The organism is Microbispora bryophytorum (genome assembly GCF_006874465.1).
Taxonomy (GTDB): domain Bacteria; phylum Actinomycetota; class Actinomycetes; order Streptosporangiales; family Streptosporangiaceae; genus Microbispora; species Microbispora bryophytorum.
Map to the genome: position 1 here is coordinate 207401 of NZ_VIRL01000013.1, position 20641 is coordinate 228041.

General features: G+C 71.6%; 23 protein-coding genes and 1 tRNA gene. 7 read left to right on the plus strand and 17 right to left on the minus strand.

What is annotated here, in order from left to right:
* Window positions 1–3 precede the first annotated feature (3 nt).
* The 4 genes from FLX07_RS22970 to FLX07_RS22985 form a co-directional block, all read right to left on the minus strand.
* Entirely contained in the window at window positions 4–1365 is a 1362-nt protein-coding gene (locus FLX07_RS22970) for a CynX/NimT family MFS transporter (RefSeq protein WP_142573209.1), read from the minus strand.
* A 188-nt stretch (window positions 1366–1553) separates the two neighbouring features.
* Window positions 1554–1940 (minus strand): hypothetical protein, encoded by a 387-nt coding sequence (locus FLX07_RS22975; protein WP_142573211.1) that lies wholly within the window; start codon window positions 1938–1940, stop codon window positions 1554–1556.
* Window positions 1937–2290: a hypothetical protein gene (locus FLX07_RS22980; protein WP_142573213.1), complete on the minus strand. Its 354-nt coding sequence runs from the start codon at window positions 2288–2290 to the stop codon at window positions 1937–1939. Before FLX07_RS22980 ends, FLX07_RS22975 begins: the two co-directional genes overlap by 4 nt.
* A gap of 140 nt (window positions 2291–2430) precedes the next feature.
* Complete coding sequence (locus FLX07_RS22985; RefSeq protein ID WP_142573215.1) at window positions 2431–3525, minus strand: carboxylate-amine ligase; 1095 nt, start codon at window positions 3523–3525, stop codon at window positions 2431–2433.
* Window positions 3526–3730: 205 nt separating this feature from the next.
* On the opposite strand from FLX07_RS22985, the gene FLX07_RS22990 reads away from it, so the two are divergent.
* Window positions 3731–5116, plus strand: a complete 1386-nt coding sequence (locus FLX07_RS22990) for a Dyp-type peroxidase (protein WP_142573217.1) — start codon at window positions 3731–3733, stop codon at window positions 5114–5116.
* Between the two features lie 7 nt (window positions 5117–5123).
* Here FLX07_RS22990 and FLX07_RS22995 read toward each other — a convergent pair whose 3' ends face one another.
* Together FLX07_RS22995 and FLX07_RS23000 are read right to left on the minus strand one after the other, a co-directional pair.
* The gene (locus FLX07_RS22995) at window positions 5124–5759 is read right to left on the minus strand and encodes a LamG domain-containing protein (protein WP_142573220.1); all 636 of its coding nucleotides are present in this window, start codon (window positions 5757–5759) and stop codon (window positions 5124–5126) included.
* 142 nt (window positions 5760–5901) lie between these two features.
* The gene (locus FLX07_RS23000; protein WP_142573222.1) at window positions 5902–6567 is read right to left on the minus strand and encodes a TetR/AcrR family transcriptional regulator; all 666 of its coding nucleotides are present in this window, start codon (window positions 6565–6567) and stop codon (window positions 5902–5904) included.
* Between the two features lie 99 nt (window positions 6568–6666).
* Between FLX07_RS23000 and FLX07_RS23005 the strand changes: the two genes are divergently transcribed.
* From FLX07_RS23005 to FLX07_RS38520, 4 genes are all read left to right on the plus strand, one after another.
* Window positions 6667–7254 carry an NADPH-dependent FMN reductase gene (locus tag FLX07_RS23005; RefSeq protein WP_142573224.1) on the plus strand — a complete coding sequence of 196 codons (588 nt, stop codon included), beginning with the start codon at window positions 6667–6669 and terminating at the stop codon, window positions 7252–7254.
* Window positions 7251–8372 carry an erythromycin esterase family protein gene (locus FLX07_RS23010; RefSeq protein WP_142573226.1) on the plus strand — a complete coding sequence of 374 codons (1122 nt, stop codon included), beginning with the start codon at window positions 7251–7253 and terminating at the stop codon, window positions 8370–8372. The genes FLX07_RS23005 and FLX07_RS23010 overlap by 4 nt, the downstream gene beginning before the upstream one ends.
* Before the next feature lie 135 nt (window positions 8373–8507).
* A complete protein-coding gene (locus tag FLX07_RS38515) occupies window positions 8508–8807 on the plus strand; it encodes an SDR family NAD(P)-dependent oxidoreductase (protein ID WP_263407651.1) in 300 nt (99 codons plus the stop codon).
* Window positions 8808–8853: 46 nt separating this feature from the next.
* A complete protein-coding gene (locus FLX07_RS38520; RefSeq protein ID WP_268239533.1) occupies window positions 8854–9273 on the plus strand; it encodes an SDR family NAD(P)-dependent oxidoreductase in 420 nt (139 codons plus the stop codon).
* A gap of 26 nt (window positions 9274–9299) precedes the next feature.
* On the opposite strand, the gene FLX07_RS23020 is transcribed toward FLX07_RS38520, so the two are convergent.
* The 4 genes from FLX07_RS23020 to FLX07_RS23035 form a co-directional block, all read right to left on the minus strand.
* A tRNA-Ala gene (locus FLX07_RS23020) sits at window positions 9300–9372 on the minus strand.
* 93 nt (window positions 9373–9465) lie between these two features.
* Entirely contained in the window at window positions 9466–10101 is a 636-nt protein-coding gene (locus FLX07_RS23025) for a histidine phosphatase family protein (protein WP_142573229.1), read from the minus strand.
* 25 nt (window positions 10102–10126) lie between these two features.
* A complete protein-coding gene (rsfS, locus tag FLX07_RS23030; RefSeq protein WP_142573231.1) occupies window positions 10127–10531 on the minus strand; it encodes a ribosome silencing factor in 405 nt (134 codons plus the stop codon).
* Window positions 10532–10661: 130 nt separating this feature from the next.
* A complete protein-coding gene (locus FLX07_RS23035; RefSeq protein ID WP_142573233.1) occupies window positions 10662–11183 on the minus strand; it encodes a winged helix-turn-helix domain-containing protein in 522 nt (173 codons plus the stop codon).
* Between the two features lie 71 nt (window positions 11184–11254).
* Here FLX07_RS23035 and FLX07_RS23040 point away from each other — a divergent pair, with 71 nt between their 5' ends.
* Window positions 11255–12472 (plus strand): MFS transporter, encoded by a 1218-nt coding sequence (locus tag FLX07_RS23040; protein ID WP_208762335.1) that lies wholly within the window; start codon window positions 11255–11257, stop codon window positions 12470–12472.
* Here FLX07_RS23040 and nadD read toward each other — a convergent pair.
* The gene (nadD, locus tag FLX07_RS23045; protein ID WP_142573237.1) at window positions 12435–13046 is read right to left on the minus strand and encodes a nicotinate-nucleotide adenylyltransferase; all 612 of its coding nucleotides are present in this window, start codon (window positions 13044–13046) and stop codon (window positions 12435–12437) included. The two genes, FLX07_RS23040 and nadD, sit on opposite strands and share 38 nt — an antisense overlap.
* Window positions 13047–13159: 113 nt before the next feature.
* Here nadD and FLX07_RS23050 point away from each other — a divergent pair, with 113 nt between their 5' ends.
* Window positions 13160–14170: a M48 family metallopeptidase gene (locus FLX07_RS23050; protein ID WP_373292608.1), complete on the plus strand. Its 1011-nt coding sequence runs from the start codon at window positions 13160–13162 to the stop codon at window positions 14168–14170.
* Between the two features lie 63 nt (window positions 14171–14233).
* On the opposite strand, the gene FLX07_RS23055 is transcribed toward FLX07_RS23050, so the two are convergent.
* The 6 genes from FLX07_RS23055 to rplU form a co-directional block, all read right to left on the minus strand.
* Window positions 14234–15925 (minus strand): protein kinase domain-containing protein, encoded by a 1692-nt coding sequence (locus FLX07_RS23055; protein ID WP_142573241.1) that lies wholly within the window; start codon window positions 15923–15925, stop codon window positions 14234–14236.
* A 176-nt stretch (window positions 15926–16101) separates the two neighbouring features.
* On the minus strand, window positions 16102–17358 hold the full coding sequence (locus tag FLX07_RS23060; RefSeq protein WP_142573242.1) for a glutamate-5-semialdehyde dehydrogenase: 1257 nt from the start codon (window positions 17356–17358) through the stop codon (window positions 16102–16104).
* 14 nt (window positions 17359–17372) lie between these two features.
* On the minus strand, window positions 17373–18503 hold the full coding sequence (gene proB / locus FLX07_RS23065; protein WP_229689891.1) for a glutamate 5-kinase: 1131 nt from the start codon (window positions 18501–18503) through the stop codon (window positions 17373–17375).
* Between the two features lie 25 nt (window positions 18504–18528).
* On the minus strand, window positions 18529–19878 hold the full coding sequence (obgE, locus tag FLX07_RS23070; RefSeq protein WP_142573244.1) for a GTPase ObgE: 1350 nt from the start codon (window positions 19876–19878) through the stop codon (window positions 18529–18531).
* 96 nt (window positions 19879–19974) lie between these two features.
* On the minus strand, window positions 19975–20232 hold the full coding sequence (rpmA, locus tag FLX07_RS23075; protein WP_030505847.1) for a 50S ribosomal protein L27: 258 nt from the start codon (window positions 20230–20232) through the stop codon (window positions 19975–19977).
* A gap of 45 nt (window positions 20233–20277) precedes the next feature.
* Window positions 20278–20592, minus strand: coding sequence for a 50S ribosomal protein L21 (gene rplU / locus FLX07_RS23080; RefSeq protein WP_030505848.1), 315 nt, complete (start codon window positions 20590–20592; stop codon window positions 20278–20280).
* Between the last annotated feature and the right edge of the window lie 49 nt (window positions 20593–20641).

A 20641-nucleotide genomic window follows, 5' to 3' on the forward strand; every position in this document is an offset into this window, starting at 1 on the left:
GCCTCAGCGGGAGGCCGGCCTGCGGCGCTCGCCTCCCCTGCGCGCACCGTGCCGCCCGGCCGGGCGGGCCAGCCGCGGCCGCGCCGCCCCGGACTCGTCACGAGACCGCGCGTGCCGCGCCTTCTCGCCCGACCGGCGCACCCGGCCCGCGATGAGGTCGCGCACGCCCCGCGAGACGTGGTCGTCCCGCCGCCCAGTGGGCGTGGACGGCATCTCGTCTTCCAGGGTGCGGCCCGCCGCCGCGTACCAGCCGGTGGCCACCTGCACGGCGAGCGCGGCGAACAGCAGCCCGAACGGCAGCACCCACCCGCCGCTCACCTGGTGGAGCAGGCCGAACGTGATCGGCCCGGCGCCCGCGATGAGGTATCCGGCGCTCTGTCCGAAGGCCGACAGCGCGGCGGTGCCCGCCGCCGTGCGGGTCCGCATGGCCAGCATCGCCAGCGCGAGCGGGAACGTGCCCCCGCCGACGGCCACGAGGATCGACCACGCCCACAGCGCCTGCCCGGTGAGCAGGCCCGCGAAGCCGACCGCGTACAGGACGGCGAACGCGATCACCAGCGGGCGCTGGCTGGACAGCCGGGCGGCCAGGGCGGGCACCGCCATGGAGACGGGGATCCCGAGCCCGGTGAACACGGCGAGGACCAGGCCGGCCTGACCTGCGGTGTAGCCGTTGTCCCGCAGCAGCAGCGGCAGCCAGCCGAACATCACGTACGCGATGAGCGACTGCGAGCCGAAGTATCCGGCCACGGCCCAGGCGAGCCTGCTGCGCAGGAGACCCTCGGCTCCGGCCCTCGCGGATGTGTCGCGCCGCTCCGGCTCACCGCGCCTGAGCGCGAGCCACGGAATCGCGGCGACGGCGGCCAGGACCGCCCACACCCCGAGTGCCACGTGCCAGTTGCCTCCCGCGGCCTGCTGCACGGGAACGGTCGCGGCGGCGGCGACCATCGTCCCGGCCGCGAGGGCCGTCGAGTAGACGGTGGTCATCGCACCCGCACGCCGCGGGAAGTGCCTCTTGATCAGCGCGGGGATGACGACGTTGCCCACCGCGCCACCCGCCAGCGCCACCGTGCTGGCCGCCATGAACGGCACGGCCGAGTCGACGAGGGAGCGCACGGCCTGTCCCGCCGCGAGCAGGAGGATCGCGGCCAGCAGCAGCCGCTGCTCCCCCAGCCTGCGGGACATGACCGGCGTCAGGGCGCCGAACACCGCGAAGCTCATCACCGGCAGCGTGGTGAGGAGCCCCGTCATCGCTCCCGACAGGCCCAGGCCCGCGCTCACCTGGTCGAGGACGGTCCCCACGCTGGTCACCGCGGTGCGCAGGTTCAGAGCGGCGAGGGCGATACCCCCGGCGATCAGCCACGCCATCGATCCGCGCCGTGCTCCCCACGGTGCTCCCCATGGTGTTCGCAGCACGCCCCTCCGCGTCACGACGGCACTCATCGCCGCAACATCTCCCCTCATCCGGTCATCCTACGATTGGCACCATACCAAAGCCCTCATCGCTCTTATTTGTTCCAGCTGCGGAGAAGTCGGTTACGAACGCCGAAAGTCGGTTACGAACGCCGGACGCCGCGGAGCAGCCACAGGAGGCCGATCACGGGAAGCGCGAGCGGCACGAAGCCATACCCGCTGCCGTACCCCGACCACACGGTGGCCTCCGGAAACGCGGCGGAGTCCGCCAGGCTCAGGGTGCCCACGACCAGCACCCCGGCCAGCTCGACCAGGCAGGCGGCGACCGCGACCCGCCGGGCGTTCCGGGCCAGCGCCACCGTGAGCACGATGTAGACCACTCCGGCGAACGCCGACAGCGCGTACGCCAGCGGCGCCTCGGCGAACCTCGTGGCGATCTGCACGGCGGCGCGGGAGGTCGCGGCCAGCGCGAAGATCCCGTAGACGGCCACGAGCACGCGTCCCGGCCCCGTGCCGGAGGGGGCGCTCATGCGCCCGCGTTCCAAAGCTGCAGCAGCCGCCCGGTCATGACGGCCACGGTGAAGGCGGCGACGGCGATGACCCCCGGGCCCCAGCGCGTACGCTCCGCCCGGCCCCACCACATGGCCGCGGGAGGGATCACCACGGTGCCCGCCAGGTAGCCGATGAAGGTCGCCTTCTCCGCCACGTGGCCGAGCCCGGCGAGCGCGAAGCCCGCCTGCGCGAGCACGGCGAGCTCCAGCAGGCCCAGCCCGGCCAGCAGCACCGGCCCCATCGGCCGGTCCCGTACGGCGGTGACGACGCCGACAAGCGCCAGCAGCAGGCCGGCGCCGATCAGCCAGCCCGAGTAGGCGCCGTTCATGCCGTGCTCAGGGCGGAGATCGCAGACATGGCCAGTAGGGTATCGGCCCGTACACCCGCCCTGCCGCACGCCCTCCCAGCGCTGCCGCACCGCCTCCCAGAGCCCTGCCGGACGCCCTCCCCGCCCTGCCGCACGGCCTCCTAGCGCTGCCGGGTCTCCGCGAGCAGCAGGTCGACCGCGTCCTGCGACTTCCCGTTGACCGCGTACGCCCCCCGCTGGCGCGAGGCGGAGCTGCCCCGGCGCAGCGCCGCGTCGGCAAGCTCCGAAACGATCTCCCAGTCGCCGAGCTCCTCCAGGGTCGGCCGCAGTTCCTCCAGCATCCCGGTGATGAGCCGTGGCGCCGGCTCGGGCCTGCTCGTCACCGGCGACAGCAGGTCGCCCTCCAGCCCGTCGCGGGCCGCCCGCCAGTTGGCCGCCCGCAGCAGCGCCAGGCGCTGCTCGCCGACCGGCGGTTCGCCCCGCTCCACGGCCTGCGTCTCCCTCGTCATGAGGGCGCGGAAGAGACCGGCGAGCAGCACCACGTCGTCCGCGAGCGGGCAGGAGTCGCAGATGCGCATCTCCACCGTCGGCACGTGGGCGCTCAGCCGCAGGTCGAAGTAGACCATGCCCCGGTCTTCGATGACGCCGGAGGCCACCAGGTCCTCGGCCGTCCTGTCATACTCGGCGGCGTCGGCGAACGGGCCGAGCGGGCCCGCCGTCGGCCAGCGCTGCCAGGTCAGTGCCCGGCTGCTGGCATACCCGCTGTCCTCGTCCATCCAGTAGGGCGAGCTGGCGCTGAGCGCGAGCAGCGGGGGGAGCCATGCCTCCACGCGCTGGGCGGCGAGCACCGCCACGTCCCTGTCGTCGATCTCCACATGCACCTGCGCCCCGCAGATGAGCTGTTCGTGGGCGAGGAACCGGTAGGACTCCGACAGGTACTCGTAGCGCTCCCCCGGCGTGAACGTGTAGCCCTCGATGCCGGTGATCGGGGTCGTGCCGGAGGCGATCACGCCCACCCCCAGCGGCTCACCGGCCGACACGAGCGCCTGGCGCAGCCGCACGATCTCGGTCCGCACGTCGCCCAGGTCCTCCATCGGGGTGCTGTTGGTCTCCACCACCGAGCGCTGCAGTTCGGCCGAGAACCCCTCGTCCGGCAGCCGCTCCAGCATCGACTCCGCCAGCGGCGTCAGCCGCCGGGTCTCGAGATCGACGACAAGGAACTCCTCTTCGATGCCGACAGGCCGCTTCTTCGTCATGACCGATCACTACCCCGGTGGTGCGGAATAGGCCTGACCTGGCCGATCACGCATGGATCGATGCCGGCGCCCGCCTGCGGGCCGAGGACGCCCCGGTGGGCATCCGGCGTCGCCGCCGATTTCCCCTGTACGCGGCACATTTTCCGTGAATGATGGCTCTTATCGGGTGGGGGCCCGACATTTCCACTACGGGGAAGGATTCGACATGCCGGTCGACCTGTCCAACGGCAAACCGCTCGCGTGGGATTCGGCGAAACTCGACGCCGACACCAAGGCCATGCTCGACAACCTGCAGCCGAACATCCTGCAGGCGCACGTCCGGGAAAGCATGTCCCTGCTCCTCGTGCATTTCGGCGACGGCCCGGACGGCAGGCGCTTCCTGCGCTCCCTCGTGCCGCTCATGAAATCGGCCAGGAAGCACCTGGAGGAGGTCCGCGACTTCAACCGTACGAAGAAATCCGGCACGCCGTACGTGGGCGTCGGTATCAGCAAAATCGGCTATCTCAAAGTGGGCCACTCGCCCACCCGATTCACCGACAACGCGTTCAAGTCGGGGATGAAGCGGCGCAAGGACACGTTGAGCGACCCGGCGGTGGGCGCCTGGGAGAAGCACTACCAGGAGGAGATCCACGCGATCGTGCTGATCGGCGATGCCAGGCCCGAACCGGTCGCCGCCACCCGCGAGCGCGTCCTCGCGCTGCTGCCGAAGACCGCGAAGATCGTCGGCGAGGAGAAGGGCGAGGGCCTGCGCGACGCCCAGGGCCGGGGCATCGAGCACTTCGGCTACGTGGACGGCCGCAGCCAGCCGCTGTTCCTCGCCGACCAGGTGGCCGCCGAGTCCGGCACCAACTGGAACCCCTTCTTCCCGCTGAGCCACGTGCTCGTCCCCGACCCCCTCGCTCCCCACCCGAGCCGGCACTTCGGCAGCTATCTCGTCCTGCGCAAGCTGGAACAGAACGTCCGCGCGTTCCGCGAGGCCGAGGAGGCCCTCGCCGACGCGCTCGGCCTGAAGGGAGACGACCGGCCGCTCGCGGGCGCGATGCTGGTGGGCCGGTTCCGCAACGGCACCCCACTGCGGCTGCACGGCAAGCCGAGCTCCGAGGGCCATCCGGTGCAGAACGACTTCAGCTACCGCGACGACCCCGGGGCCAAGTGCCCGGTCGGCGCGCACATCCGCAAGGCCAACCCCCGCGACTCGCGGGACGGCGGCCTGGAGCGCGCGCTCGGCGTCATGATGGCCCGGCGCGGCCAGACGTACGGCGGGCGCACCGACAGGCCGTGGGACGACGCGCCCGCGACGACCCGGCCGACCGGCGGGGTGGGCCTGCTGTTCATGGCGTTCAACTCCAGCCTGCAGAGCCAGTTCGAGTTCACCCAGCAGACCTGGGCCGACAACCCCGATTTCCCGGCCGGGGGCACCGGTCACGACCCCGTGATCGGCCAGGGCAAGCGGGACGTCAAGGTGCGGTACCCGAAGGCGTGGGACAGCACGAAACTCAGCGCTCCCCAGCCTCAGGTCCCCCAGACCGTGACCATGAAGGGCGGCGAGTACTTCTTCATGCCGTCGCTCGCCTATCTCAAGAGCCTGTGACCCCGCGTCAGGCGCGGGAGCGGCCGACGTAGACGTTGCGGGCGCGGTAGTACGTGGCGACGCTCGGGCCCGGCGAGCCGGACGAGCCCTCCATCTGCAGGTTGATGATCAGCCACATCGGCTTGCCGACGAAGCCACGGGCGTGGTGGACGGCCTTCCACTGGCCGTCGACGTAGTAGTGGATGTCCACGTCCGTGGCGCTCACCTTCGTGATCCACGCCCGGTAGTTGTGCCAGGAACCGGGCGACGACACGCCCACGATCGTGCTGTCCACGTCGGACGAGGTCCGGAACGTGTTGAACCAGTTGCGGCTGTCGCCCTTGAACTCCAGGATGTCGCTCTCCGGCGGCCAGCTGTTCACTCCGGTGAGCCAGAACGCCGGCCAGGTCCCCCGGGACGACGGCGCCTGGAAGTCTCCCTTGACCTCCCAGTTGGGGAACTGGTCGTTCACCACGACCTGGTCCCGGGCGTGAATCGCGCCGGAGTGGTAGTGGATCGCCCACTCCGACTCCAACGCGGAGTAGCCGGCGAACGAGCCGGTGTCGACGACCGTCTCCCACGCCGCCGCGTGCGCCGAGGCGGGGGTCGTGATGGTCGATCCCACCACGGCGGCCGCGAGGAGGAGGGCACTGTGACGTCTCACGCCGGAAGGGTCGGCCGACGGCCGGAGGTGAGTCAACGACCGCGGCGCGGCGCCGGGCGCAACCGCGGGTCATGCGGGAGACACGCGTGAAAGTTCCGGTGTCCGGGGTGTTCACGAGAGGGCGTGACCTCTGGCAACCCCGTCACGCGCCGTCAGCGGCATCGCGCCCGCCGACCACGGTCCGTTTCGCATAGCCGTACAGGAAGGTCGAAACCCCTGCGGCGACCATCTCCCGGAGCGCGTTCTCGTTGTGCAGGTCCGCCCGGTCGGTGAGGTTGTCGGCGGAGATGAGCAGCATCAGGTGCCCGGCCGCGCGAGCGGGATCGTCGATGGTGAGGACGCCGCGCTCGGCGATTCGGCGCAGGCGTTCGGCCAGTTCGCACCGGGTACGGCCGGGGCCGGTCTGCTGCCAGAGCTGGAGCGCGGCAGGCGGGATGTGCTCGATCTCGGCGTTGATCTGGCGGATGAGCGCGAAGTGCGGGGCCAGGTCGGAGGTCAGCACGCCGAGCCAGGCCAGTCCAAAGTCGATCAGGTCGCTCTCGAGATCAATGATCTTGGTCAGATGGCGGTCGATGATGTCGACCATCGTGTCCGCGACCCGCTGCGTGCTCTCCTGCATCACCGCCTGGAACAACTCGGCCTTGTCAGTGAAGTGGTTGTAGATGGTGCGATTGGACACCCCCGCCTCGGCGGCGATCGCGTCCAGCCCGGCGCGTGTGTAGCCGTCGCGGGCGAACAGGGTCAGCGCCCCGGCCGTGATCGCCCGGCGCTTGTCCGGCTGGCCGACCGGCTTCTTTCTCTCGGTCACGCCTCCGAGGCTAGTCGATTACATCGGCACTTGCATTTGCTACACCGATCGACGTAATATTTGCACCGATCGTTGCAATCTTCCACTGAGGAGACATCAATGACCAAGATCGGCATCATCGTCGGCAGCACGCGCCCCGGCCGCCGTGGCCGCGCCGTCGCCGAGTGGGTGGCCGAAATCGCCGCGCGGGAACAGCCGGCGGCCGGCTTCGAGATCATCGATCTCGCCGACTTCGGCCTGCCGCTGCTGGACGAGCCGCACCCACCGGCGTCCGGCTTGTACGGCAAGGCGCACACCATCCGCTGGGCAGAGGCGATCGCCGGCTACGACGGGTTCGTCTTCGTCACGCCGGAGTACAACCGCTCCATCCCCGGCGCGCTGAAGAACGCCCTGGACTTCGTCTACGCCGAGTGGAACGACAAGGCGGCCGGCTTCGTGGGCTACGGCCTGCACGGCGCGACCCGCGCGGTCGAGCACCTCCGGCTGGTCCTGGCCGAACTGAAGGTCGCCACCGTACGCAGTCAGGTGGCGCTGTCCCTGCACCACGACTTCACCATCTCCGCCCCCACCGAGCCGGGCGATCTCACTCCCGGCCCCCACCAGCTCTCCGCTCTCACCGCCCTGCTGAACGACGTCGTCGCCTGGTCGCGGGCGCTCGCACCGATCCGTGAGGGAGTTCCGGCATGACCTCCTTGATGACCGAGACCACGCTCGACGACCTCGCCGACGCGATCGCCGCCGGCGCGGTCGTCGCCGGACTCGGCGAGTCCACCAGATTCGCTCACGAGATCTTCAAGGTGCGTGACCGGCTCTTCCGCCGCCTCGTCCGCAGGCACGGCTTCCGTGCGCTGGCCGTACAGGACGACGCCTCCGTAGGAGCCACCCTCGACGCGTACGTCACCGGCGGCGCGGGCACGGCGCGATCCGCCCTGGCCAGCGCCTGGCGGCCCTGGCGCACCGTCGAGATGGCCGCGGCTCTGGAGTGGATCCGCGCCTTCAACCAGGACCACCCGGACGACCCCGTCCGGATCTTCGGGATCAAGCCCGCCCAAGCCCGGCCCGCCGACTACGACGCCGTTCTGGATCACGTTCGCCGTGCCGCCCCGCACCGGCTGGCGGAACTGACCGCCCACCTGGAGCCGATCCGTACCGCACACGAGATCGACGAGCACGTGCAGCGGGCCAGAGGCCTGCACCCGGGCCGTCCTTTCGCCGAACACGCCCGCCACGCACTCGCGATCGTCGAGCAGCTGCCCGGCGACGTCGTCCTGGAGCGCATGCGCCTCATCGCCGACTTCCACCAGCGCAGCGTCGCCGGACGCGGCGACTATACCGGCGACGCCCGGACCTGGGCCGATGCGATCACCGGCCACCAACACCGGACCGGCCGCCGCGTGGCCTACTGGGACGGCATCGCGCACACCTCGGCGGCTCCGGCGACCCTGGGCCTGGCGCCGCAACGCGGCGCCCAGCCCACGGTCGGCAGCGTGCTGCGCGACCACTACGGCACCCGCTACGTCTCCGCGGCGATCGGCTTCCACCACGGCGACCTCGGTGCCCACACCGTCCCGGAACCGGCCTCCGACTGGCTCGACGCCCGCCTCGGCGCCACCGGCCGGCCCGCCCACTGGCTCGACCTGCGTGACGGCGGATGGGAGGGGCCGATGAAAGCCCGCGTCATCAGCGGCGTTTACGACCCCGCCAGGGACGCGGCCGAACACCTCGCCGTCGTCTCCCTGCCCGACGCGTTCGACGTGCTCGTCCACCTGCGCCACGTCACCCCCGTGCAGGGGCTGACGGCGTAGAGGTGCGGACCCACACAGAGGTGACGCACACCACACGATCACGCCGTCACAGGATCCACGGGAGCGGGATCGTCGTGGACAGGGCAGCGACGCCCGCCACACATCACCTGCATGGAACGGAAAGGAACCCATCCCATGAACGAGTACACGTCACAGCCGAAGGTCGCCCTGATCACCGGCGCGAACAAGGGGATCGGCCACGCGGTCGCCGAACTGCTGGCCGCAGAGAGGGTGACCGTCCTGGTCGGCGCCCGCGACCTGCGCCGCGGCGACGAGACCGCGGCGGCGATCCGCGCCGCGGGAGGCGACGCACACGCGATCGAACTGGACGTCACCACCTCGTCCACCGTCCAGGCTGCCGCCTCGTGGATCGACGACCGCTTCGGCCGTCTGGACGTGCTGGTCAACAACGCCGGCATCACCGGATCGGGGTAAGGCCGCGCCCCAGGACGCCCTCGACCGCATCCCCAGCGCCGTCGACGTGGAGCTGGTCCGCGAGGTGTTCGACACCAACGCCCTCGGAGTGATCACCGTGACGAACGCGGTGCTCCCGCTGCTCCGGCGATCCCCCGCCGCCCGGATCGTCAACCTCTCCAGCCACGCCGCTTCGCTAGCGATGACTGCCGAGGCCGACGGGCCCCTGTCGGGGCTGCCCTCAGTGGCCTACTCGCCGGCCAAGACCGCGCTGAACGCGCTGACCCTGCAGTACGCGAACGAGCTACGCAAAGAGAACATCCTGGTCAACGCCGCCGCGCCCGGCTACGTCGACACCGACATCAACGGCCACAGCGGATTCCTCACACCGGCGCAGGGCGCGGCTGTGGTGGTGCGCCTGGCCACCCTCGGCGAGGGCGGCCCGACCGGCGGGTTCTTCAGTGAGGACGGCCCACTGCCCTGGTAGTGATCCGGGCAAAAGGGGCCGGTGTGTGGAGCTATGGGGATTCGAACCCCAGACCCCTTCCATGCCATGGAAGTGCGCTACCAGCTGCGCTATAGCCCCTTGCCACCGCCCCGGGTGTTCCCGGCGCGGCGCTCGGAGAGCATATAGGTATGCCCGTCCGTTTACCTAATCGTCACCCAGGTCACCCGAGTCTCAAGCGTCCGCGGTGGCGGCCGGGCTGTCGTCGCTGCTGACCGGCTCGGGCAGCGTGCCGGCGTTGTGCTCCAGCAGGCGCCAGCCGCGGCGGCCCTCCTCCAGCACCGACCACGAGCAGTTGCCGAGGCCGCCCAGCGCCGACCAGAGCTCCTGCGGCAGCCCGAGCATCCGGCAGATGCCGAGCCGCAGCGCGGCGCCGTGCGAGGCGACGACCAGCAGACCGTTCTCGTCGAGGCGGGACGCCCAGCGCCCGATTGCGTCGGCGACCCGATCGGCGACGTGCGCCACGTCCTCGCCGCCCGGGGCCTCCCACGCCTCGTACTCGACCGGCCAGCCCGCCCTGATCTCGTCGCGGGTCAGGCCCTCCCACTCGCCGCCGCCGCGCTCGCGCAGGTCCTTGTCCACCGCCACGTCGAGGCCGGTGAGCCGGCCGAGGGCCGAGGCGGTGTCGTACGCGCGCCGAAGGTCCGAGGCGACGACCATGGTCGGCCGCAGGGCCGCGAGCAGGGACGCCGCCCGGGCCGCCTGCGCGACGCCGGTCTCGTCCAATGCGATGTCGGTGTGCCCCTGGAAGCGTTTCTCGACGTTCCAGAGCGTCTGCCCGTGCCGCAGGCAGACGACGCGACGGCTCATCGGGCCGCCCCGATGACAGGGTTCGTCACTGGGCCGCTCCGTGCCCGCGCTGCGCGGCGACCCGCTTGACGCTCTCCGGCAGCTCGATGGACGGGCAGTCCTTCCACAGGCGCTCCAGCGCGTAGAAGTTGCGGTCCTCCTCGTGCTGCACGTGCACCACGATGTCGAGGTAGTCGAGCAGGACCCAGCGACCCTCCCGCTCGCCCTCACGGCGTACGGGCTTGGCGTCGGCCTCCACACGCATGCGCTCCTCGATCTCGTCGACGACCGCACGCACCTGCCGGTCGTTGGACGCGGAGCAGAGAAGGAAGGCGTCGGTGATGACGAGCTGGTCGCTCACGTCGTAGGCGATGATGTCGTCGGCCAGCTTCTCGGCGGCGGCCTCGGCCGCCACCCGCACGAGCTGGATCGATCTCTCGGATGCTGTCACGATTCGGTTCTGTCCTCCGTTGACGGGTTCTTCCAGGGTGCACAGTCCGCGTGCTCCGTACAACCGGCTTTCCCGGGGAGACCCTACCGGCACACCTGTCGATTCCGGTGTTATGCCCGGGATCAGGAGTTCAACGTCCTGCAGGGCCCGTGGATTCCGTCAAGGGAAAGGCGGCGACGGTCGCGCCGACCCGGATCGTCCCCGGCGTACGCGGTGCCGCAGCGCCCTCGTGCAGGTCCACGATCGCGGCGAGGATCCTACCGCGGACGTCGTGCCACAGCTCAGGCTCGACCCACAGCTCGGCGTCGGCCGTGACCCCTTCCTCGCCCGCGCGGCGCCGCCCGGCCCGCTCGCGCAGCGACCGCGCCAGCGCCTCGGCGAGCAGCGGGAAGCCGTCCCGCTGCTCGGTCAGCGGCGTGCCTCCCGCCGCCCGGTAGCGGCGCTCCCGGCCGCCGCGCCGGACCCGTACGTCGGCCAGCTCGGCCAGTCCCGCGTCGTCCAGGCAGCGCAGGTGGTGGCTGGCGAGGGCGTGCGAGATGCCCAGCTCCCGGGACAGCTCGGCCGCCGACATGGGCGCGCCCCACATCAGCGAGAGCATGCGCAGCCGCACCGGATGCGCGAGCGCCCTGAGCCTGGGATCCCCCTCCGCCATGGCGGAAAGTAAACACCATAACAACCCCCAAGCATTGACTTGGGGGTTGGATCGCGGCAATGATCGCCGGCATGAAAGCCGCCCTCGCCGATCGCAACGCCCGTCGTTACCTGAGCGCCGTCGTGGTCTCCGGGTTCGGCACCATGGCGATGTCCCTGGTCGCGGGCATCTGGGTGAAGTCGCTGACCGGCTCAGACAGCCTCGCCGCCCTCACGTCGTTCTGCTTCTGGGCGCCGACGGCGGCCGGGTCCGCACTCGGCGCGGTGGTCGACGTCCTCGGCGCGCGGCCCGTCCTCATCTGGACGAACGTCGTGATGGGCGCCGCGCTCTGCCTGCTCTTCCTGGTCCGCTCCCCCGCGCAGGTCTGGCTGCTGTTCGCGGTGCTCCTGCTGTACGGCGTGAGCTTCGTCGTGCTCGACGCGGCGGAGGCGGCCGTCCTACCCGCGGCCGTGCCGGAGGCGCTGCTGGCGGAGGTCAACGGGATGCGCATGAGCGCGTCGGAGGGCACCCGCCTCGCCGCGCCTCTGCTGGGCGCCGGGCTGTTCGCCGTCGCGGGCGGCGACGCGGTGGTCGCGCTCGACGCGGCCACCTTCGCGGCCGGCGCGTGGCTGCTCGGCACGCTGCGACTTCCGGCCGCCTCCGCACGGCGCGCCCGTGTGACGCGCGGCTGGGCGGCCCGGACGGCCGAGGGGACGCGCTTCCTGTTCCGCGACCCGCTCCTGCGCCGCCTCATACTGTCCGGAGCGGCCCTGATGCTGGTCTCCGGCGTCAACGGCGCGGTCGTCTTCGCCGTGGTCGACCACGGTCTGCACCGGGAGCCCGGCTTCACCGGCGTGCTGTCCGCGGTCCAGGGCGGCGGCACGGTCCTCGGCGGCCTCATCGCGGGGCCGTTGCTGCGCCGGGCAGGCGAGGCGCGGCTGTCCGCCGTGGGAGGGCTCCTCTTCGCCGCCTCGGTGGCGCTGCGTGCCGTCCCCTGGACGCCCGTCGTGACGGCGGCGAGCCTGCTGTCGGGACTGGGGTTGCCCTGGGTGCTGGTCGCCGCCTTCACCGCCGTACAGCGGATCGCGCCCCGAGACCTGCTGGCCACCGTGTCCGCGACCGCCAACACCGTCTTGTTCGTCCCGACCGCCGTGGGGATGGCGCTCGGCGCCGGGCTCCTCGCCCTGACCTCCTACCGTCCGGTGCTGTACGCGGCGGCGTTCGCCGGCGCGCTCGCCGCGGCGTACGGCCTGCGGGAATCGCGACGGGCCGTCAGGACTCCGGATCGTGATACAAGTGCCGCTTGTTGATGTACTGCACGATGCCGTCGGGGACCAGATACCAGATGGGCTCTCCGGCGGCCACCCGGTCGCGGCACTCGGAGGAGGAGATCGCCAGGGCGGGGATCTCGATCAGGCTGACCTTGCCCGCCGGCAGGCCGGGGTCCTGGAGCGTGTGGCCGGGCCGGGTGCAGCCGACGAAGTGCGCGATGGTGAACAGCTCGTCGACGTCGCGCCAGCTCAGGATCTGCGCGAGCGCGTCGGCGCCGGTGATGAAGTACAGCTCCACGTCCGGCCCGTACGCGGCGCCGATGTCACGAAGCGTGTCGATCGTGTAGGTGGGGCCGGGCCGGTCGATGTCCACCCGGCTGACCGAGAAGCGCGGGTTCGACGCGGTGGCGATCACCGTCATCAGGTAGCGGTCCTCGGACGAGGACACGTTCTGCTCGGCCTTCTGCCATGGCCGGCCGGTCGGGACGAACACCACCTCGTCCAGGTTGAAGTGGTGGGCCACCTCACTGGCCGCCACGAGGTGGCCGTGGTGGATCGGATCAAAGGTTCCGCCCATCACGCCCAGTCGCCGGATCGTCGTCCCGTTACGCATGAAACGGACGATAACGCGCCTAGTGGACGTTACCGGAACCCGGGCCTCCTATGACGGCGGGGGCTCCCCCCACGTCCGCGCGCGTCCGGCGCGTGAGACATAGCATGCGGAACATGACCACTCCCGATCGCAATCGCGTGCAGCTGACCGGCATCAGCTCGCGAGCCTACGAACACCCCGCCGACCGTTCCGCGCTCGTCGCGATGCGTTCGCTGTCCGGATTCGACGCGGTGCTCAAGCGCACGTCCGGCCTGTTCAGCGAGCGGCGGCTCCGTCTGATGTTCCTGGCCTCCGCGGTGCGCACGACCGACACCCAGTTTCGCGCCCTGCACGACATGGGCCGCGACAGCGCCTACATCCTCGACCTGCACCGGATCCCCGAGATCTACGTGCAGCAGGACCCGAAGGCGTACGCGATGGCGATCGGGTTCGACGAGCCGTTCATCATCGTCTCGACGGGGCTGCTCGACCTCATGGACGACGAGGAGCTGCGCTTCGTCATCGGCCACGAGACCTCGCACATCCTGTCGGGCCACGCCGTCTACGGCACGATGCTCGCGATCCTGACCCGCCTGGCCACCCGGGTGGCCTGGATCCCGCTCGGCTACATCGGCCTGCGGGTCATCGTCGCCGCCCTGGAGGAATGGCAGCGCAAGGCGGAGATGTCCGCCGACCGCGGCGGCCTGCTCGCCGGGCAGGACCCCGACGCCGCGCTGCGGGCGCTCATGAAGCTCGCCGGCGGCTCCCGCCTGCACGAGATGAACATCGAGGCGTTCCTCGACCAGGCCAGGGAGTACGACACCGCGGGCGACGTGCGCGACGGCCTGCTCAAGGTCCTCAACATGCTCGGCACGACCCACCCGTTCGCGGTGACGCGCGTCGCCGAACTCGACCGCTGGCGTCGCAGCGGAGAGTACGACCGGATCATCGGCGGCACCTATCCGCGCCGCGAGGACGACGGCAACGCCAGCATCACCGAGGAGATCAAGGCGGCGGCCAACTCCTACCGCGAGTCGTGGGCGCAGTCGCAGGACCCGTTCATCGGCGTGCTGCGCGACGTCGCCGAGGGCGCGGTCAACGCCGGCGAGCGCATCTTCAACCGTTTCTCCCGGCGCGAGAACTGAGCCAGGAGAACCGAACCAGAGAATTGAGCCGCGACACGTGAGCGGCGAACCGGCCCGGCAGCGTCAGAAGAAGAAGGCCACGGCGCGGACGGCCGCGGCGCAGAGCGCGACGAAGCCGCCCAGGACGGCGAGCGCGCGCAGGCCCTCCCGCCGCAGGCCCGGAATGGCCGCACCCGCGCGCTCGATCTCCCGGCCGGTGATCGCGCCACTGACGACGCCGAAGGCCACGCCGGCGATGGTGACGGGCACCGCCTGAGACCACCACTCGGGCTCCAGGCGACCCCCGGAGCCCACCCACAGCGCCGCGAACGCCGCCGCGACGGCGGGCAGCCCCGGCCACGCGACGGCCGACAGCAGCGAACCGGCCAGCGTGAGGGGGAACGCCAGCGCGCGCAGGCAGGCGCGGGCACGGCCGGGTTTGCGGCTGCGCACCAGCCAGTGACTGGTCCACACGGCCCTGATCACCACCGCGAGGGCCGCCGTGATCGCGAAAGTGGCGAGCGGGTAGACCACCGACGCCACCACGCAGGGAAGGGCGAGCAGCGCGACCAGGACCAGGGCCGCGTTCCCGGTCGGGATGCCGAGCGCCCCTTCCGCCCCCTCCGGTGCGGTGGCGAGGGCCGTGGCCGACCTCACCCGCCGGGGGCCGGCGGCGGAGCCGGGGCCGCCGCGCCGTGCGGCCCGTTCGGCCGCCGCCGCCCGTTCCCGCGCCGTGGTCTCGGCGCCCTTCCTGGCCGGTTTCTCCTCCGTCCGGGTGCCCTTCCTGACCGGCGGCTTGTCCTCCGCCCTGGCGCCCTTCCTGACGGGCTTCTCCTCCGTCCGGGTGCCCTTCCTGACCGGCGGCTTGTCCTCTGTCCTGGCGGCTTTCCCGGCCGCCGGCTTCGTGTCGGCTCCGGCACGTGCCCGGGCCGGCTCCGCGGGCGTACGTGTGAGGGTCTCGGCGACGGACGCCTCCCCGGCGGCCCGCGCGAGCCGGGACAGGCGGTCGGCCAGCAACGCGGCGGTCGGCCGCCGGGCGGGGTCGCGATGCAGGGCGGCGCGGACGAGAGGCAGCAGGGCGGCCGGCACCCCCACCAGGTCGGCCTTGCCGTTCAGCACCGCATACATCTGGGACTCGGCGGTGCCCCGGCCGAAGGTCGGCCGTCCGGTGGCGGCGAACGCCACCGTGGCGGCCCAGCCGTGCACGTCGGCGGGCTCCCCCACGGTCTCGTCGGCGAAGACCTCGGGAGCGCAGTAGCCGGGCGTGCCGAGGAACGTGCCGGTCACCGTGACCCGCGTCGCGTCGAGCACCTGGGCGATGCCGAAGTCGATCAGCACCGGCCCGTGCTCGCCCAGCAGGACGTTGGTCGGCTTGACGTCACGATGCACGACCCCGCCCGCGTGGATGATCGCCAAAGCCGCCGCGAGGCCCTGCGCCAGCGTGATGAGCCGGGACTCCTTCAGCGGCCCGCCACGCCGTACGCCGTCGAGGAGGTTCTCCCCCTCGATGTAGTCCATGACGAGATACGGCCGGTCGCCGGACAGGTCGGCGTCGAGCACCTGGGCGACGTACGGGCTCTCGACCCGTCGCAGCGCCCGCACCTCGCGTTCGAGCCGTAATCGGGCGTCCGGATCGTTCTCGATGGGGTCGCGGAGCATCTTCACCGCGACGCGGTCGCCCCGGCGGCCGACGGCGAGGTACACCTCACCCATGCCACCCCGGCCCAGCCGCTCCAGCAGCGCGTAGGGGCCGACCCGCCCGAGACGTCCAGCCATAGGAGCGCCAACCATAGCGGCCCGGCCGTCCGAATAGGCGGAGGCGCGCCGTTCGAATCGCGGACGAGCCGATGCCGACCGGCCCACGATCGACGAGGCCGGCCGGACCGCCGGGCGCCCGGCCGCCTCACCCCGCCGCAGGCTCGCGTCCCGTGCTCACCCGCGTCTGACGGCGGTCACGCCCGTACGTGGCCCTCGCCGGTGTAGATCCACTTGGTGGAGGTGAGCTCCGGCAGCCCCATCGGGCCCCGGGCGTGCAGCTTCTGGGTGGAGATGCCGATCTCCGCCCCGAAGCCGAACTCTCCGCCGTCGGTGAACCGGGTCGAGGCGTTCACCGCGACCGCCGCCGAGTCCACGGTCGCCACGAACCTGCGGGCGGCCTGCTGGGAGCGGGTCACGATCGCGTCGGTGTGGGCCGAGCCGTACCTGCGGATGTGCGCGACCGCGTCGTCCAGCGAGTCGACGACGGCGGCGGCGATGTCGAGCGAGAGATACTCGCTGGTGAAGTCCTCCTCTGTGGCGGCCACGACGTCGGCGCCGTAGGCCCGCACCCGCTCGTCCCCGTGGACGGTCACGCCCGCGTCCTTCAGCGCCGTCAGTGCCCTGGGCACGAACTCATCGGCGATGGCGGCGTGCACGAGGAGCGTCTCGGCCGCGTTGCACACCGAGGGCCGCTGCGCCTTGGCGTTCACCAGGATCTTCAGGGCGGTGTCGATGTCGGCGTCGGCGTCCACGTACACGTGGCAGTTGCCCACCCCCGTCTCGATCACCGGCACGGTCGACTCCTCGACCACGCTGTTGATCAGCGAGGCGCCGCCACGCGGGATCAGCACGTCCACCAGCCCGCGGGCGCGCATCAGGTGCTTGACGGACTCGCGGGTCTGCCCCGGCACGAGCTGCACGGCGTCCGACGGCACCCCGGTCGCCGCCAGCGCCTCCTGCATGACCCGCACCAGCGCGCTGTTGGAGGAGTACGCGCTGGACGACCCGCGCAGCAGCACGCCGTTGCCGCTCTTGAGGCAGAGCGCGGCCGCGTCCACGGTCACGTTGGGCCGGCCCTCGTAGATGATGCCGATGACGCCGAGGGGCACCCGCACCTGACGCAGCTCCAGGCCGTTGGGCAGCGTGCTGCCGCGCACGACCTCGCCGACCGGGTCGGGCAGGTCGGCCACCTCGCGGACGGCGTCGGCGATCTTCGCGATCCGGCCGGCGTCGAGCCGCAGCCGGTCGATCATCGCTTCGGAGGTGCCGCTCTCCCTGGCCCGGTCCACGTCGACGGCGTTGGCCGCGACGATCTCGTCCGTGGCCGCCTCCAGGGCGTCGGCCACGGCCCGCAGCGCCGCGTCCTTCGGCGCGCGCGGCATCGGCGCGAGCACCGTCGCGGCGTCCCTCGCCGCCCGCGCGACCTTCAGAAATTCCTCTGCCTCAGACATTGCCTCGCGCTCCGTCACTTGTGGTGGTGAACAGGCTCCAATATCACGATGTCGTCCCGGTGGATCAGCTCGCGCTCGTACTCCGGGCCGAGTGTGCTCGCCAGCTCCCGGGTGGAGCGGCCGAGCAGGCCGGGGACCTCCCCCGCGTCGTAGTTCGCCAGACCGCGGGCGACGACGGCGCCCGTCGGCGCGCACAGGTCGACCGGGTCGCCCGCGGCGAAATCCCCCTCGACCTTCACGACGCCCGCGGGCAGCAGCGACTTGCGCCGATCGACCACGGCCTCGACCGCGCCCGCGTCCAGGTGCAGACGGCCCCGGCCGGTCGTCGCGTGGGCCAGCCACAGCAGCCGGGTGCCGGGGTGGCGGCCGCCCGGGTGGAAGCAGGTGCCGATGTCGGCGCCGGCGAGCGCCTGCGCCGCGTGCGCCGCCGCCGTGAGCACGACCGGGACGCCCGCCCCGGTCGCGATGCGGGCCGCCTCCACCTTGGTGATCATTCCGCCGGTGCCGACCCGGCCGGAGGTGCCCAGCTCGACGCCCTCCAGATCTTCGGGCCCCCGGACCTCGGCGATCCGCTGGGCGCCGGCCTTGCGCGGGTCTCCGTCGTACAACGCGTCGACGTCCGACAGCAGCACCAGCCCGTCGGCGTGGGTGAGGTGGGCCACCAGCGCCGCGAGCCGGTCGTTGTCCCCGAACCGGATCTCGTCGGTGGCCACCGTGTCGTTCTCGTTCACGACGGGCACGATGCCGAGCTCCAGCAGCCGGGCCAGCGCCCGCTGGGCGTTGCGGTGGTGGATGCGGCGCATCATGTCGTCGGCCGTCAGCAGCACCTGCCCCACGCGCAGGCCGTACCTGGCGAAGGAGGAGGTGTAACGGGCGACCAGCACGCCCTGCCCGACCGAGGCGGCCGCCTGCTGGGTGGCCAGGTCCTTGGGCCGGGCGCGCAGACCTAACGGCCCGAGCCCGGCGGCGATCGCGCCGGACGACACGAGCACGATCTGCGTGCCGGCCTGGCGCCGGACCGCCAGCACGTCGACCAGCGCGTCCACCCGGTCGACGTCGATCGTGCCCCGGGACGTCGTCAGCGACGACGACCCCACCTTGACCACCAGCCGCGCGGCCTCGCGGATCCGCTGTCTGCCTGTCACGCCATCTCCCACTCCGGCCCTCCGGTCAGCCGAGCCTCGCGTCGGTGCCACGCGGGCCCATGGTCGCCTCCATACCCTGCGACGGCTGCCAGTCGAAGACGTAGCCGCCCTCCATCGGACCGATGACCACCTCGGCGCCGGCCGTCGCGCCGGCCTTGATCAGCGCCTCCTCGACGCCGAGCCGTTCGAGCCGGTCGGCCAGATAGCCGACGGCCTCGTCGTTGGAGAAGTCGGTCTGGCGGATCCACCGCTCGGGCTTCTCGCCGCTCACCTGGAAGCGGTTCTCGTCGATGCGGCGTACGGCGAACCCGGTCTCGCCGAACTGCCTGGGCCGGATCACCAGCCGCGTCGGCTCCTCCACCGGGGCCTGCGCCCGCGCCGTCGCCACCATCTCCCCCATCGCGTACGCCAGGGGCCGCAGGCCCTCGTGGCTGGCCGCGGAGATCTCGAAGACGCGCAGTCCGCGCTCCTCCAGCATGGGCGTGACGATGTCGGCCAGGTCCCGGCCGTCGGGGACGTCCACCTTGTTCAGCGCGACCAGCCGCGGCCGGTCCTGCAGCGAGCCGTACGCCGCCAGCTCGGCCTCGATCACCTCGAAGTCGGTGAGCGGGTCGCGCCCCGGCTCGACCGTCGCGCAGTCGAGCACGTGCACGATCGTCGAGCAGCGCTCGACGTGCCGCAGGAACTCGTGTCCGAGACCCCGGCCCTCGGACGCCCCCGGGATGAGCCCCGGCACGTCGGCGACCGTGAAGATCGTCTCGCCCGCCGTCACCACGCCGAGGTTGGGGATGAGCGTCGTGAACGGATAGTCGGCGATCTTGGGGCGGGCCGCGGAGAGCGCCGCGATCAGGGACGACTTGCCCGCGTTGGGGAACCCGACCAGCGCCACGTCGGCGACGGTCTTGATCTCGAGCACGATCTCGGCCTCGTCACCCGGCTCGCCGAGCAGCGCGAAACCCGGAGCCTTGCGCTTGGCGCTGGCCAGCGCGGCGTTGCCGAGGCCGCCGAAGCCGCCCTGCGCGGCGACGTACCGGGTGCCGGCGCCGATCAGGTCGACCAGCACCTCGCCGGTCCCCGCGTCCTTCACGACCGTGCCGTTGGGCACCTGCAGTACGACGTCCTCCCCGTTGGCGCCGTCCCGGTTGGAGCCCATGCCCTGCTTGCCGTTGCCTCCCCGGCGGTGCGGCCGGTGGTGGTACTCCAGCAGGGTGGAGGTGTTGGGATCCACCTCCAGGATGACGTCGCCACCGCGTCCGCCGTTGCCGCCGTCGGGCCCCCCGAGGGGCTTGAACTTCTCCCGGTGGATGGAGGCGCAGCCGTTGCCCCCGTCACCCGCCTTGATGTGCAGGACGACGTGGTCCACGAAATCGGCCATCAGCCGCTCCCCCTAACTGCCGTACGGAAAAACGAATGAGGCGGACCGAATGCTCGATCCGCCTCATCGCGCTGCTTATTGGTGTCCCGGGCGGATCTACTCCGCGGCCGGGACGATGCTCACCGCGCGGCGACCGCGCTTGGTGCCGAACTGCACCCGGCCGGTGGCCAGGGCGAACAGCGTGTCGTCGCCACCACGGCCGACGTTGTCGCCGGGGTGGAAGTGCGTGCCGCGCTGACGGACGATGATCTCGCCCGCGTTCACCAGCTGACCGCCGAAACGCTTCACACCGAGGCGCTGAGCGTTCGAGTCACGGCCGTTCCGGGTGGACGAGGCGCCCTTCTTGTGTGCCATGGTTCACTCCCTTTCGGGGGTAAGCGGGGGTCGTCCCCCGGGAAACTACTGTCCGGGGTTGATGCCGGTGACCTTGACCTGGGTGTACCGCTGGCGGTGACCCTGGCGCTTCTTGTATCCGGTCTTGTTCTTGTACTTCAGAATCCGGATCTTCGGTCCCTTGGTCTCGCCGAGAATCTCGGCGGTCACCTGGAACCGGGAAAGCGTGGCAGCGTCGGTGGTGACATCGCCGTCGTTGACGACGAGCACCGCCGGCAGCGACACCGAGGAGCCAACCTCTCCGGCGACCTTGTCCACCTCGAGGACGTCCCCGACGGAGACCTTCTGCTGCCTGCCGCCGCAACGAACGATCGCGTACACCGCGGAACCCTTCTACTGGCTAAATGCTGAGATGCCGCGCCCCGCATCC